Origin of the sequence: Bradyrhizobium sp. CCBAU 65884, from assembly GCF_028128835.1 — a bacterium.
Lineage (GTDB): Bacteria > Pseudomonadota > Alphaproteobacteria > Rhizobiales > Xanthobacteraceae > Bradyrhizobium > Bradyrhizobium ottawaense.
The window spans coordinates 133,167-147,795 of the sequence record NZ_LBJU01000134.1; the positions used below are offsets into that span (position 1 = coordinate 133,167).

10 protein-coding genes are annotated in these 14,629 nt (G+C 63.3%); all 10 read right to left on the minus strand.

The features are described from left to right. Positions 1–16: 16 nt before the first annotated feature. The 10 genes from XI03_RS38700 to lpdA all read right to left on the minus strand — a co-directional run bounded on the left by XI03_RS38700 (position 17) and on the right by lpdA (position 14,621). Positions 17–1,393: a sigma-54-dependent transcriptional regulator gene (locus tag XI03_RS38700; RefSeq protein ID WP_038946247.1), complete on the minus strand. Its 1,377-nt coding sequence runs from the start codon at positions 1,391–1,393 to the stop codon at positions 17–19. Further along, entirely contained in the window at positions 1,366–3,282 is a 1,917-nt protein-coding gene (locus XI03_RS38705; RefSeq protein WP_271595059.1) for a sensor histidine kinase, read from the minus strand. The genes XI03_RS38700 and XI03_RS38705 overlap by 28 nt, the downstream gene beginning before the upstream one ends. After that, entirely contained in the window at positions 3,275–4,279 is a 1,005-nt protein-coding gene (locus tag XI03_RS38710; RefSeq protein WP_271595060.1) for a cytochrome d ubiquinol oxidase subunit II, read from the minus strand. The genes XI03_RS38705 and XI03_RS38710 overlap by 8 nt, the downstream gene beginning before the upstream one ends. Next, entirely contained in the window at positions 4,276–5,667 is a 1,392-nt protein-coding gene (locus XI03_RS38715; protein WP_333936898.1) for a cytochrome ubiquinol oxidase subunit I, read from the minus strand. Before XI03_RS38715 ends, XI03_RS38710 begins: the two co-directional genes overlap by 4 nt. Positions 5,668–5,743: 76 nt before the next feature. Then, a complete protein-coding gene (locus tag XI03_RS38720) occupies positions 5,744–7,066 on the minus strand; it encodes an NAD(P)/FAD-dependent oxidoreductase (RefSeq protein ID WP_271595062.1) in 1,323 nt (440 codons plus the stop codon). 50 nt (positions 7,067–7,116) lie between these two features. Then, positions 7,117–9,393, minus strand: coding sequence for an NADP-dependent malic enzyme (locus tag XI03_RS38725; RefSeq protein ID WP_271595063.1), 2,277 nt, complete (start codon positions 9,391–9,393; stop codon positions 7,117–7,119). Positions 9,394–9,440: 47 nt separating this feature from the next. Next, positions 9,441–10,166: an acetoacetyl-CoA reductase gene (gene phbB, locus XI03_RS38730; RefSeq protein ID WP_212246819.1), complete on the minus strand. Its 726-nt coding sequence runs from the start codon at positions 10,164–10,166 to the stop codon at positions 9,441–9,443. 122 nt (positions 10,167–10,288) lie between these two features. Next, positions 10,289–11,461, minus strand: a complete 1,173-nt coding sequence (locus XI03_RS38735) for an acetyl-CoA C-acetyltransferase (RefSeq protein WP_442869797.1) — start codon at positions 11,459–11,461, stop codon at positions 10,289–10,291. 46 nt (positions 11,462–11,507) lie between these two features. Next, entirely contained in the window at positions 11,508–12,851 is a 1,344-nt protein-coding gene (locus XI03_RS38740) for a dicarboxylate/amino acid:cation symporter (RefSeq protein WP_028145339.1), read from the minus strand. A gap of 42 nt (positions 12,852–12,893) precedes the next feature. Further along, complete coding sequence (lpdA, locus tag XI03_RS38745) at positions 12,894–14,621, minus strand: dihydrolipoyl dehydrogenase (RefSeq protein ID WP_271595065.1); 1,728 nt, start codon at positions 14,619–14,621, stop codon at positions 12,894–12,896. Between the last annotated feature and the right edge of the window lie 8 nt (positions 14,622–14,629).

Below are 14,629 nucleotides of genomic sequence, written 5' to 3' on the forward strand. Positions count from 1 at the left end.
CTCATCCGCCGCGGTCTCAGGATCCGGAGCGGACGGTCGCGCCCTCCCTGATTCCGTCGACATTGACGCAGAGGCGCTTGATCTTGTCGTACAGCGTCTGCTTCGGAATGCTCAGAAGGGCAGCCGTTGCCTGGACATCGCCTTGCCTGCGCCGCAGCGCATCCTCGATGATCGATCGCTCGATGTTCTCCAGTTGCCGCGGCAATGACATATCGGACGCGCCGAAGCCCGACTTGTTGATCGACTTGCCGTCGAGGACACCGAGCACGAAACGGTCGGCGACGTTGCGAAGCTCGCGCACGTTGCCCGGCCACGAATAGGCCAGGAGGTGAGACATGGTCGGGTCGTCCAGGATCGGGGCATCGCGCTCGAAACGCCTGGCGGCATCCAGAGTGAAGTGCTCGAACAGCAGCGGGATGTCCTCCCGCCGTTCGCGCAGCGGCGGCAGCTCGATGAAAGCGACGCCGAGGCGATAGTAAAGATCGGCACGAAACAGCCGCTTTTCGCTGAGCTCCAGCAGATTCACCTTGCTCGCGGCCACGACACGGCAATCTACAGCGATCGGCTTGTTGGTGCCGACGCGCTCGATCGAGCGATCCTGCAGCGACCTTAGCAACTTGACCTGCACGCTGAGCGGCATGCTTTCGATCTCGTCGAGGAACAGCGTTCCGCCGCTGGCGTATTCGATCTTTCCGATCCGCTGACGCGTGGCGCCGGTGAATGCGCCGACCTCGTGGCCGAACAGCTCGCTCTCGACCAGCGATTCCGGCAGGCCGCCGCAGTTCACCGCAACGTAGTTGCCGCCGCGGCGGCCGCTATGATTGTGCAGGCAGCGCGCCACCACATCCTTGCCCGTCCCGGTCTCACCATAGATCGTGACGTCGACATTGGTCGCAGCCAAGGTGGAGACCAACCGGCGCACCTCCTGGATCTGCGGCGACCGACCGAGCAGGCTGGCCTCGATTCCCTGGCGGTCCGCCAAGGCGGATCGCAACGATCGCACCTCGAGCGTCAGCCGCCGCTTCTCCGCCGCCCGGCGCACCACCGAGATCAGCTGCTCCGAGGAGCAGGGTTTCTCGATGAAGTCATAGGCGCCGGTCCGCATTGCCTGCACGGCCATCGAAATATCGCCGTGACCGGTGATCAGGATCACCGGCAGATCCTGATCCAGCCGACGCAGATCAGACAGCCAATCGAGGCCGCTGCGCCCGCGCAGGCGCACGTCGCAGACCACGACAAAGGGCATGTCGGCGCGCACGGAGCTGTGGGCGGTCTCGACCGAGGCAAAGCCCGAAACGGAAAATCCCGCAAGCTCGAGCGCCTGGACCCCGCCGATCCGGACGTCGTCATCATCCTCGACATAGATCACGCCGATCGATTGGTCATCGCCCATGCGGGAGCCGCCTCTGTAATCTCAGCCAATGGAAGGGTCACAACAAATTCGGCGCCGCTCGGCGCCAGGTTTCGCGCATGCAGCTCGCCACCGAACGAGCGTGCAATGTGGTTGGACAGCATCAGGCCCAGCCCAAGCCCCTTGCCCGCGGGCTTGGTCGTCACGAACGGCTCGAACATGCGCTGCAGGACCTCGGGGGCGATCGCGGGCCCGCTGTTGCTGATCGCAATGCGGCAGCGCGCGCTCTGCGCCTCCTCCCTGCCCGCCCGGATCAGGATCGACTTCGGCTCGACATTCTCCACCGCATCCAGCGCATTCGCCACGATGTTGCACAACAGCTGCTCGAGCCGCGTCTGATCGGCGATGACGCAGAGTTTTGCGTCAATGTCCGTCGCGACGGCAACCCCGCCCTCCTTGACTCGCCCGGACAGTATTTTGAGCGATTCAGCCACGGCCTGCTCAACGGAAACCGCGCCAAGCGGGCTGCTCGACTTGTATGCGAACACCCGCAACTGGCCGGTCAGGCGTCCGAGCCGCCGCACCAGCTCGCCAATGCGGGTGAGATTTCCACGGGCATCTCCGATTGATCCGCGGTCGACCAGCAAAACGGCATTGTCGGCGGCGGTCTGCAAGGCTGCCAACGGCTGGTTCAGTTCATGAACGATGCCCGCCGACATCTGGCCGAGCGCGGCCAGCTTGCCGGCATGGACGAGTTCATCCTGCGTAGCGCGCAATTCGGCTGTGCGCTCCTGCACCCTGGTTTCGAGCATGTCGTTCGCCGCCTGCAACGCGGCCTGGCTCGCCAACCGCTGCTTGATCTCTCTGCGGCGTTGCTCCACAAGTCCAAGCGCGAGCAGCGCGACGAGGGCGGCTAATCCCGATATGACCCCGATGACAAGCGCAGTCTGCCGTATGGGCGCCTCGTCGTCGAGAAGCACGAGTTTCCACAGCCCGCGGTTGATCGGAAGCTCGCTGACGGTATAGGCGGTGCCGTTCTCCGCGGTGATCCGTGCCGTGCCGTTCTCGGACTGGGCGACGAAGGTCCATCCGAGCGGCGCAAGATCGTGGTTTCCGTAGGGCTTGGATCGCGCGATGTCATCGCGCGTTTGAACCGACAGCGGCTCCATCGGGCGATAGCGCCACTCGTCGCGAGAGGCGAGTATCGTGACCTTGCGCTCGTCGACCAGTAGAATGTCGTTGTCGATGTTGCGCCACGCCCGCTCGAACGAATCCAGATTGACCTTGACGGTCGCGATCCCCTTGGTCGTCCCGCTGTCCTTCAGGGCATAGGACAGATAATAACCGGCGCGCGCGGTGGTGATACCGACACCGAAGAATGCACCGCGACCGCTCGCAAGCGCTTCGCTCACATAGGGACGATACGACAGGTTTTCGCCGAAGGGTGTTCCGGGCTGGTCGAAATCGGCCGCGGCCAGCGTCGCGCCGGTGACACCGAGGACGTAGAGGTTGTCGGCCCCCGCCAGCAGGTTGATCGATTTCAGATAGAGGCTGACGGCTTGCTGCAACGCGGGATCGCCGGGCGCCTCCAGCAGCCGGAACACGCCGGGGGACGTCTCCAGGAGAGACGGGAGATACTCAAATCTCGAAAGATGGCCGTCGAGTCTGGCAGCCTCGACGGCCAGCCGCTGCTGGGCCGCGGCGTGCAGATGGTCCAGTCCCCGGCGGAACATGACCGCATATCCGAGCCACGCCGCGGCGGCGACCAACGCAAGGGCAAATGCACCGCGAATGAACCAACGCGCGGAAGCAGGCGCCACCGAACCAACCTTGGCAGGCTCCTTGACGTTCACCAGGGATGAGAGCTCCGCCATCTTGTTAACCAGCACAAACCCGGGAGCGCCGGCAATTGCGGCAGGCCACTCACGCATAGTCTAACTCTATGGTCTTGCCCCGGAATACGCGATAGGAAAATCCGGTGTAGGCGATGATGACCGGCAGCGTCACGCAGACCCCGATCAGTATGACTCGGAGCGACTCCGGACTGCTGGCGGCCTGCCAGACCGTGAGCCGGTCGATCACGACATAGGGGTAGATGCTATAGCTGAGACCAAGGAAGCTCAGGAGGAACACGAGCACCAATAGCGCGAAAGGCAGCCAGCAAAGCGCGCCGCGCACGGCCGGTGCACCCAGCAGAAGGCGGACCGTCAGCAGCGCAACGCTGGACGTGATCGGGATCGAGGCCACCGCGATCATCGCCGGCAGGGTGAACCACCTGATGCGGACCGTCTCGCTGATCCACGGCGTTGCCATCGAGATCAGGATCAGACCGAGAACCATGGGTGCGAAGGCGATCTTGCTCCACTCGATCGCCTTCTCCTGCAGCTCGCCATGCGTCTTCATCACAAGCCACGTCGCGCCGAGCAGTGCATAGGCCATCGGCAACGCAATCGCGATTGCGCCGGCGAAGATCGGATAATTCCAGCCTTCGCCGAACCCGCTGATGTAGCGGCCGAGCATCCAGCCCTGGCATACCGACGCCAGCATCGACCCGGCGATGAACATGCGATCCCACATCGCCTTCCGGTCGGCCTTGGCCTTGACCCGGAAATCGAAAGCTGCACCGCGCAGGATCAGGCCGACCAGCATGAACGCGGTCGGCAGGTACAATTCCGACAGGACCAGTCCATGCGCCTTTGGGAAGGCGACGAGGAGAAGGCCGACGCCGAGGACGAGCCAGGTCTCATTCGCATCCCAAAACGGGCCGATCGAGGCGACCATGGTATCCCGCTCGTCCGGCGTCGCCCGATGCATCAGCATGCCGACCCCGAGATCGTAGCCGTCGCTCACGACATAGACGAGCAGCGATACGCCCATCAGTCCGATGAAGATCAGTGGCAGAAGCTCGTCGAAGGACATCGACATCATGCGAACTCTCCGCGGCTCTGATAGCGAAGCGGATCCTGTGCAAGGTCCTCCGACGTGACCGCCGCCGGACGCTTTTCCGGCTTCTCCGACATATATTTCAGCACGCCGACATAGGCCACCAGCAAGCCCACATAGAGGGTCACGTAGATGACCAGGGTCAGCGCGATGCTCGCCGATGGAACGCGCGAGGCGACCTCGCTCGTTCGGATCAGGCCTGACACGATGAACGGTTGCCGTCCAATCTCCGTGACGTACCATCCGGCGATGGTTGCCACCCATCCGGCAAAGGTCATTCCCGCGAATAACTTGAGAAATGGCCGCGGCATCAGGGAAAACTCCCAACCGTCGCGCCAATGCCTCCAGAGGCCGACCCAGCTGACGAGCAACATCAGGATGCCCGTTCCCACCATGATCCGGAACGACCAGAACAGCGGCAGCACCGGCGGATGCGCCGATGGAAACTCGTTCAACCCCTTGAGCTCCCCGTCAGGATCGTGACGGAGGATAAGGCTCGCGAGTTTCGGCACGGCCAGTTCGAAATGGTTCGACCGGGTCGCATCGTCGGGAATCGCGAACAGAAGCAGCGGCGCGCCGCGCGTGGTTTCCCAGATGCCTTCAACCGCCGCGATTTTCTGCGGCTGATACTTGAGCGTATTGAGCCCGTGAAAATCGCCCGCCACCATCTGCGCCGGCGCGGCCAGGGCCGCGAACACGAGCCCGGTTCGCAGCACCCGCGAGGCGCTCGCCGTCGCGACGCCCTTGAGGAGCTGCCAGGCGCTGATCCCGATCAGCAGGAACGCGCACGTCAGCGACGACGCAAGCACCATGTGGACGAAACGATAGGGAAAGGACGGATTGAAAACGATCTCCAGCCAATTCCGTGCATGGAACTGGCCGTCGACAATTTCGTATCCCGCCGGTGTCTGCATCCAGGAATTGAGGGCGAGGATCCAGAACGCACTCATCAGAGTGCCCAGCGCCACCAGAAAGGTCGCCCCAAGGTGAATTGCTTCGCCGACGCGGCGGTGGCCGAACAGCATCACGCCAAGAAAGCCCGCCTCGAGAAAAAAAGCGGTCAGCACCTCATAGCTCAGCAACGGGCCTGCGATATTGCCGACCCGCTCCATATAGCCCGGCCAGTTGGTGCCGAACTGGAAGCTCATGGTGACGCCACTGACGACCCCGAGCGCAAATGTCAGGGCGAATACCTTGGTCCACAGCCGATAGGCGCGAAGCCAGTCCAGCTTCTGCTGTGGGTCGGTTGCGCGCAGATGCTTCAGGCGGAAGAACAGCAGCACCCAGCCCAGGGCGATCGAGATCGATGGAAATAGAATATGAAACGTGATGTTCGCCGCGAACTGGATACGCGCAAGGAGCACAGCGTCCATCAGCATCCCCTCCGGGCTCGAGCCGGCGCCGGGTGCGCAACGGCCGACACGACATCCATCTCCTTCGCGACCGCAATCAATGAAGCTTGACGTGCGGCTCGGTCCGCCGGGTGATCAGGCGAGCCAGTGTGTCGAGCGCCACCTTGGCCGGACCATGCAGGGCGTATTCGTGCATCTTGTAGAGCGACAGGTACATCATCCGCGCGAACAGCCCCTCGAAGACCAGGCTGCCGCCCACCAGTGCCCCCATCATCGAGCCGACCGTGCTGAACTCGCCGAGCGAGACCAGGGATCCGAAGTCCCTGTAGCGGTAGTCCTTCAGCGCTTCGCCCCGCAGATGCCGTGGGATCTGGGAATAGAGATGCGAGGCCTGCTGATGGGCTGCCTGTGCACGCGGCGGCACATTGCCCCGCTCGCCCCATGAGCAGGCCGAGCAGTCGCCGATGGCAAAAATGTTGTCGTCGCGCGTGGTCTGCAACGTGGGCCGCACCACCAGCTGGTTGATGCGGTTGGTTTCGAGCCCGGCAATGTCCTTCAGGAAATCGGGCGCCTTGACGCCCGCGGCCCAGACGATCAGTTCGGCGGGAATGGTCCGCCCGTCCGTCAGGCTGACGCGGTCGGACCCGACTACGGACACCTTGGCGCCGACCAGCAGATTGACACCCAGCCTGAGCAGCAGTTTCTCCGTCTCCTTCGAGACGCGTTCCGGCAATGCGGGAAGCACCCGATCCGCCGCTTCAATCAGCGTGATCCTGATGTCCTTCTGCGGATCGACCTGATCGAGGCCGTATGCCACCACTTCGCGCGTCGTCCGGTGCAATTCCGCCGCAAGCTCGACACCGGTCGCACCGGCGCCGATGATCGCGACCTTCAACTGATGTTCGCCGAGCGGTGACGATTGGGCATGGGCGCGGATGCAGGCATTGACCATGCGTTCGTGGAACCGCTTGGCATCGACCTGCGTTTCGAGCTTGATCGCGTGGTCCACGACGCCCGGCGTGCCAAAATCGTTGTTCTGGCTGCCAATAGCCATGACGAGGATATCGTAGTCGAAGCTCCGCTTCGGCGTCACCTCGCGCCCTTCGCCATCGAGATAGGGCGCCACCAGCACCTGACGCCGCTCCCGGTCGATCCCGATCATCTCGCCGATCCGGTAACGAAACCCGTGCCAGTAGGATTGCGCGAGATAGTCGACCTCGTGGGCAGCGATATCCATGCTGCCGGCCGCGATCTCGTGCAGCTTCGGCTTCCAGACATGCGTGCGGTTGCGCTCGATCAGCGTGACGTCGAGCTTGCCCTTGCGGCCATATTTGTCGCCGAGGCGGGTCGCGAGTTCCAATCCTCCCGCCCCGCCTCCGACGATCACGATCCGGAGCTTTCCCGATTGCGCCTCACTCATGATGGCCTCGCCCGATCGCGTTCACAGTCCGCCCAATCGTGTCCTTCCGATCAGGCTCTCTCGGACACCGCATCCGCGGCTGCGACGGCAGCCATGTTCACGATGCGGCGGACGGTCGAGGATGGCGTGAGAATGTGGGCGGGCTTGGCCGCGCCGAGCAAAATGCCGCCGACCGTCAGCCCCTGCCCCGCAGCCATCCGCAAAAGATTGTACGAGATGTTGGCCGCGTCCAGATTGGGCATCACCAGCACGTTCGCCGGACCTACGAAACCGGAATCGGGAAACTCGTGGTCACGCACCGACTGCGACAGCGCCGCGTCGCCGCGCATCTCGCCTTCCACGGCCAGATCGGGCGAGCGCGCGCGGATGATCGTGCGCGCCTCCCGCATCTTGTGCGCCTCCGGCACCGCCGAGCTGCCGAAGCTCGAATGCGACAACAACGCCACTCGAGGCGTGATGCCGAATCGCCTGACTTCGGCGGCCGCCAGCAGCGCGATGTCGGCAACCTGCTCGGCAGTCGGATTGAGATTGCAATGCGTGTCGCAGATGAACAGCTGATGCTGCGGGAGAATGAGCATTTGCATTACGGCGAGCGTCCGCACGTCGTCCCGCGTTCCGATCACGTTCTTGATCGCCGCCAGGTGATCGGCGGTTCGCCCGATCACTCCGCAAAGCATCGCATCGCCGATCCCTCGCTCGAGCAGGATCGACGCCAGCACCGTCGCATTGCTCCGCGTCTCCGACAGCGCGAGGGCCGCCGATACGCCATCGCGCCTCCTGCGCGCATGATACACGTCAGCGCATTTGGAATAGACCTGCGCATCGTGCGGATCGATGATCTCGCAGTCCTGGCCGGGCCTGAGCCGGAGACCGAAAGCCTTGATCTGCTGTTCGATGGTGGCAGGCCGGCCGAGCAACAACGGCTTCGCGATCCGCTCGTCAGCGATGACCTGTGCTGCCCGCAGCACGCGCTCATCCTCGCCTTCGGCCAGAACGAGGGATTTTCCGCTCCCCTTCGCCACCGAAAACACCGGCTGCATCGCATTGCCGGACTGGTAGACAAAACGGCTCAGCTTCTGCCGATAAGCGTCCATATCGGCGATCGGGCGCCTTGCAACACCGGTATCGGCGGCCGCCTTTGCCACCGCCGGCGCAATCATCTCGATGAGACGTGGATCGAACGGCTTTGGAATGAGATAGTTGCGCCCGAAGCGAAGGTCCTCGCCCTTGTAGGCGGTTGCGACCACCTCAGGAACCTCGGCCATGGCGAGGTCTGCGAGTGCGCGGACCGTCGCCAGCTTCATCTCCTCGTTGATGGTGGTCGCACCGCAATCGAGCGCGCCACGGAAGATGAACGGGAAACACAGGACGTTGTTGATCTGGTTGGGATAGTCCGAACGCCCCGTGCCGATGATCGCATCGGGACGAACCGCCAGCGCGTCTTCCGGCATGATCTCCGGAACCGGATTGGCCATCGCGAAGATCAGGGGATCGCGAGCCATCTTCCTGACCAGGTCTGATGTCAGCACCTTGCCGGCCGACAGTCCGAGGAAGATGTCCGCATCCTGGATGATGTCGTCCAGCTTCCGCGCATCCGTCTTCACGGCATAGCGCGCCTTGTTGTCGTCCATGCTTTCGGTACGGCCGGCATACACGACACCCTTGGCGTCGGTCACGATGATGCGCTCGCGGCGCAATCCAAGGCTCACGATGAGATCGAGGCAGGCGAGCGCCGCAGCACCCGCGCCGGAGCAGACCAGCTTGACCTCGGCGATGTCCTTCTTGACCAGCTTCAGCCCGTTGAGGATCGCGGCTGCAGCGATGATCGCGGTGCCATGCTGATCATCGTGGAAGACGGGTATCTTCATCCGTTCGCGGAGCTTCTTCTCGATGTAGAAGCACTCCGGCGCCTTGATGTCCTCGAGGTTGATGCCGCCGAAGGTCGGCTCCATCCGCGCGATCGTCTCGATCAGCGCGTCGGGATTCTCCTCGGCGAGTTCGATGTCGAACACGTCGATGCCTGCGAACTTCTTGAACAGGCACGCCTTGCCCTCCATGACCGGTTTTCCGGCCAGCGCGCCGATATTGCCGAGGCCGAGCACGGCGGTGCCGTTGGTGACGACGGCGACGAGGTTGCTGCGGGCCGTCAACACGTCCGCTTGCAACGGATCCTCGGCGATGACCAGGCAGGGCTCGGCCACACCAGGTGAATACGCCAGCGCCAGATCGCGCTGGGTGGCCATCGCCTTGGTCGGAACCACGGAGATCTTCCCCGGCGTCGGCAGGCGATGATATTCGAGAGCGGCTTCCCTGAGATCCTGGTCCATCGTGTTCCTCGACTTGATTCTTCGGTTCGGGAGGCCGGCATGCGGCCTCAGATCATGTGCTGGCCGCCATTCGCCGATATCGTCGATCCCGTGATGAAGCCGGCATCGTCGGAGGCGAGAAACACCACCGCGCGCGCGATCTCCTGCGGTTCACCCAGACGGCCGACCGGAATCTGGGGCAGAATGTTCTTGGCCACGATCTCCGGACTGATCGCCTTGACCATCTCGGTGGCGATATAGCCGGGGCAGATCGTGTTGACGGTGATGCCGGCGCGGGCGCCCTCCTGGGCCAACGCCTTCACGAAGCCGATGTCTCCGGCCTTGGCAGCGGAGTAGTTGACCTGGCCCATCTGGCCCTTCTGGCCGTTAATCGAGGAGATGCAGATCACGCGACCGAACTTGCGCTCGCGCATGCCTTCCCACACCGGCCGCGTCATGTTGAACAGGGAGTTCAGATTGGTGTTGATGACCGCGTACCATTGCTCCGGCGTCATCTTGTGGAACATGCCGTCCTTGGTGATGCCGGCGTTGTTGACCAGCACATCGACCGGCCCCAGGTCGGCCTCGACCTGTTTCAAGCCGGCGACGCAGGCCTCGTAGTTCGAGACGTCCCATTTGTAGACGTTGATGCCGGTCTGACTCTTGAACTTCGCAGCTGCCTCGTCGTTACCGGCATAACTCGCCGCCACCTTGTAGCCGGCCGCCTTGAGTGCGACCGAGATCGCCTCGCCGATGCCGCGCGTTCCGCCGGTCACCACCGCAACTCTGGACATGATTTCCTCCTGATCCTGATCGGTTGTTCTTTTGCCGGCGCACGGCCAGCCGCTGTCGTTCGCGGATGGTGTGGTGCCGTCCGCGTTCATTCTGCTCCGGCGCTTATGGCCGATGTTCTCTGCTACCGTTCGACCGTCAGGGCGACGCCCATGCCACCCCCGATGCACAACGTTGCAAGCCCCTTCTTCGCACCCCGCTTCTGCATCTCGAACAGCAGCGTCGTCAGCACGCGGGCGCCAGACGCACCGATCGGATGACCGATGGCGATGGCACCGCCGTTCACGTTCACGATCGAGGGATCCCAACCCATGTCCTTGTTGACGGCGATGACCTGGGCCGCGAAGGCCTCGTTGGCTTCGACGAGATCGAGATCCCCGACCTTCCAGCCGGCCTTTTCCAGTGCCTTGCGCGAGGCCGGGATTGGCCCCGAACCCATTACCGCCGGGTCGACGCCGGCGGTCGCCCAAGAGACGATTTTTGCAAGCGGCGTCAGGCCGCGCTTGCTGGCTTCCTCCGCGCTCATCAACACCAGCGCGGCCGCGCCGTCGTTGAGGCCCGAGGCGTTGCCCGCAGTCACCGAGCCTTCCTTGTTGAAGGCGGGCTTAAGTTTGGCGAGAGCATCCTGCGTCGTGCCGGCACGGATATACTCGTCCTGGTCGACGACAACGTCGCCCTTCCTGGTCTTGACGGTGACGGGAACGATCTCGTCCTTGAACCGGCCGCCCTTTTGCGCGTCCTCGGCCTTGTTCTGCGAGCGGGTGGCGAAAGCGTCCTGCTCCTCGCGGGTGATCTGCCATTTGGCGGCGATGTTCTCCGCCGTGACGCCCATGTGGTAGCCGTGGAAGGCGTCCATCAGGCCGTCCTTCAGCATGGAATCGACGAATTTGACGTCACCCATCTTGGTGCCGACACGCATATGCGACAGATGCGGCGCCATCGACATCGACTCCATGCCGCCGGCAACGATGACCTTTGCGTCGCCATTGGCGATCTGCTGCAGCCCGAGCGCCACCGACCGCAGACCCGAGCCGCAGAGCTGGTTCATGCCCCACGCCGTCTTCTCCTGCGGAATGCCGGCCGCCATGGCGGCCTGCCGCGCCGGATTCTGCCCCTCACCGCCGGACAGCACCTGGCCCAGGATGACCTCATCGACATCTTCAGGCGAGACCTTGGCGCGTTCGAGGGCACCCTTGATCGCGACGGCTCCGAGCTCGTGCGCGGTCAGCGATCCAAGTGCACCGTTGAAGGAGCCGACCGGCGTTCGCGCGGCGGACACAATCACCACATCAGTCATGACCATTTCCTCTTGTCTGTCTGTTAAATCTCTCGCGATCCAATCGCTAGATGCCCCTGCCCTCTGCCACGGCGGTCTCGAAGTCTGTCGGATCGATGTCGCGCTCGAGACCGACACGCAGCTTCTCGCGATCGAGTTCGCCCTCCCACCAGGCCACCACCACGCAGGCAACACCGTTGCCGCAGAGATTGGTCAGCGCGCGGCATTCGCTCATGAACTTGTCGATACCGAGCACGATCGCCATGCCGGGAAGCAGCTCCGGCCTGACGGCGGCGAGCGTGCCGGCCAGCGTAATGAAGCCGGCACCCGTGATCCCCGATGCGCCCTTCGAGGTGAGCATGGCAACGACGAGAATCGTCAACTGCTCGCCGAAACTGAGCTGCACGTTCATCGCCTGGGCGATGAACAGCGTCGCCAACGTCATGTAGATGTTGGTGCCGTCCAGATTGAAGGAGTAGCCGGTCGGCACGACGAGGCCAACGACCGGCTTGGAGCAGCCGAGGCGCTCGAGCTTCTCCATCATCTGCGGAAGCGCGCTCTCCGAGGACGACGTGCCAAGCACGATCAGCAATTCATCCTTCAGATATCGGAGGAACTTGAAGATCGAGAATCCGGCGAAGCGGGCGATCAGACCAAGGACCACAAAGACGAACAGGAGCGCAGTGACATAGAAGGTTGCGATAAGCCCAGCGAGATTGCCCAATGCCTGCGGACCATACCGCCCGATCGTATAGGCCATCGCACCGAACGCACCGATCGGGGCCGCCTTAACAATGATCGAGATGACGCCGAACATCGCGTGAGCCACGTCATCGATGAACGCCCGCACGGTATGGGCGCGCTCGCCGAGCCCCATCAGCGCAAAGCCGAACAGGATTGCAAACAGCAGGACCTGCAGGATTTCTCCCTGCGCAAACGCTCCCACGACGGTGTCCGGGATGACGTGCAGGACGAAATCGATCGACCTCATTTCGCTCGCCTGCTTGGCGTAGCCCGCGACGGCAGCGGCGTTGGATTGGCCCTGAAAGCCCGCTCCAGGCTGCACCACGTTGCCGACGATCAAGCCGAGTGCCAGTGCAAGCGTCGACACGATCTCGAAATAGATCAGCGCCTTGATCGCCACCCGGCCGACCTTCTTGACTTCGGAGATGTGGGCGATGCCGGAGACGACGGTACAGAAGATGATGGGCGCAATCACCATCTTGATGAGCTTGACGAAGCCGTCGCCCATCGCCTTGATCCACTCGTTCTTGCCGAGTTCGGGCGAGACCCAACCGACGATAATGCCGAGCACGATAGCTGCGAGCACCTGAACGTAGAGCACCCGGTAAAATGGCTTCTTCTGCGTCACGGCCTTCTTATCGACCGTCGCACTGGTCGCTCCAGACATTATGCCTCCTCCCTCATTTCGCTGCGTTCCGCGCGGGCAGTCCTACTTTTTCTTCTGCGGCGGCAGATCGGTGCAGTGGCCCTCAAAGACCTCCGCCGCCATGCCAATGGACTCGCCGAGCGTCGGATGCGGATGAATGGTCTTGCCGATATCCGCGGGCTCGCAGCCCATCTCGATCGCGAGACAGACCTCGCTGATCAGATCGCCCGCATGTGTGCCGACGATGCCGCCGCCGATGACGCGTTGCGTCGCCGTGTCGAACAGAAGCTTTGTGAAACCCTCGTCACGACCGTTGGCGATGGCGCGGCCGGAGGCTGCCCAGGGGAAAACCGCCTTGCCGAACTTGATGCCTTCGGCCTTGCACTGATCCTCCGTCTTGCCGGCCCAGGCGACTTCGGGATCAGTGTAGGCCACGGACGGAATCTGCCGCGCGTCGAAATAGGATTTTTCGCCATGGGCGACTTCCGCGGCCACATGACCTTCATGCACGGCTTTATGGGCCAGCATCGGCTGCCCGACGATGTCGCCGATCGCGAGGATATGCGCCACGTTGGTCCGCATCTGCCTGTCGACGTCGATGAATCCGCGATCGGTCACCGCGACACCCGCCTTCTCGGCGCCGATCTTCTTGCCGTTCGGGCTGCGGCCGACCGCGACCAGAACCAGGTCATAGAGTTGCGGCGCCGACGGCGCCTGCTCGCCCTCGAAGGAGACCTCAATCCCGGCCTCGGTGGCCTTCCCACCGACCGTCCTGGTCTTCAGCATCACCTTGTCGAAGCGACGCGCGTTCATCTTGTCCCAGACCTTGACCAGGTCGCGGTCAGCGCCCTGCATCAGGCCGTCGAGCATCTCGACCACGTCGATGCGTGCGCCGAGTGTCGAATAGACCGTCGCCATCTCCAGCCCGATGATGCCGCCGCCGATCACCAGCATGCGCTTCGGGATCGATGTCAGCAGCAGGGCGCCGGTCGAGTCGACGATGCGCGGATCCTCGGGCAGGAACGGCAGCTTCACGGCCTGGCTGCCGGCGGCGATGATGGCCTTGGCGAACTTGATCGTCTTCTTGCCGCCTGCCGAGGTAACCTCGAGATGGTGCGGGTCGAGGAAGGCGCCGACGCCGGTCACGACCTCGACCTTGCGGGCCTTTGCCATTCCGGCAAGGCCGCCGGTCAGCTTCTTGATCACGCCGTCCTTAAACGCACGCAGCTTGCCGAGATCGATCTGCGGCGCGCCAAAGGAGATTCCGTGGTCCGGGAGGTGCTTGACCTCGTCGACGACGGACGCCGTATGCAGCAGCGCCTTGCTCGGAATGCACCCGACATTGAGGCAGACGCCGCCGAGTGTGTCGTAACGCTCGACCAACACGGTCTTCATGCCGAGATCGGCGGCTCGGAAGGCGGCGGAGTAGCCGCCGGGACCGGCGCCGAGCACCAGCATGTCGCATTCCATATCCGCCTTGCCGGAATGGAATGCTGCGACAGGAGTCGGTGCCGCGGCGGCGGGGGCAGGCGGCGGCGTGGCCGCGGCGCCCGCGGCTTCCAGCATGAGGATGACGGCCCCTTCGCTGACCTTGTCGCCGACCTTGACCCTGACCTCCCTGACAACGCCGGCATGCGAGGACGGAATCTCCATCGACGCCTTTTCGGACTCGACCATGATCAGGCTGGTGTCGACCGCAACGGTCTCGCCGGGCTTGACCATGACTTCTATCACCGCGACGTCCTTGAAGTCGCCGATATCAGGCACCTTCACTTCGACCTGCTGAGCCATGCTGCCCT

What these genes read in the sequence shown, in the direction of transcription:
- XI03_RS38700 (WP_038946247.1), bottom strand. Translation starts at nt 1,393, where the DNA reads ATGGGCGATGACCAATCGATCGGCGTGATCTATGTCGAGGATGATGAC.
- XI03_RS38705 (WP_271595059.1), bottom strand. Translation starts at nt 3,282, where the DNA reads ATGCGTGAGTGGCCTGCCGCAATTGCCGGCGCTCCCGGGTTTGTGCTG.
- XI03_RS38710 (WP_271595060.1), bottom strand. Translation starts at nt 4,279, where the DNA reads ATGATGTCGATGTCCTTCGACGAGCTTCTGCCACTGATCTTCATCGGA.
- XI03_RS38715 (WP_333936898.1), bottom strand. Translation starts at nt 5,667, where the DNA reads ATGGACGCTGTGCTCCTTGCGCGTATCCAGTTCGCGGCGAACATCACG.
- XI03_RS38720 (WP_271595062.1), bottom strand. Translation starts at nt 7,066, where the DNA reads ATGAGTGAGGCGCAATCGGGAAAGCTCCGGATCGTGATCGTCGGAGGC.
- XI03_RS38725 (WP_271595063.1), bottom strand. Translation starts at nt 9,393, where the DNA reads ATGGACCAGGATCTCAGGGAAGCCGCTCTCGAATATCATCGCCTGCCG.
- phbB (WP_212246819.1), bottom strand. Translation starts at nt 10,166, where the DNA reads ATGTCCAGAGTTGCGGTGGTGACCGGCGGAACGCGCGGCATCGGCGAG.
- XI03_RS38735 (WP_442869797.1), bottom strand. Translation starts at nt 11,461, where the DNA reads ATGACTGATGTGGTGATTGTGTCCGCCGCGCGAACGCCGGTCGGCTCC.
- XI03_RS38740 (WP_028145339.1), bottom strand. Translation starts at nt 12,851, where the DNA reads ATGTCTGGAGCGACCAGTGCGACGGTCGATAAGAAGGCCGTGACGCAG.
- lpdA (WP_271595065.1), bottom strand. Translation starts at nt 14,621, where the DNA reads ATGGCTCAGCAGGTCGAAGTGAAGGTGCCTGATATCGGCGACTTCAAG.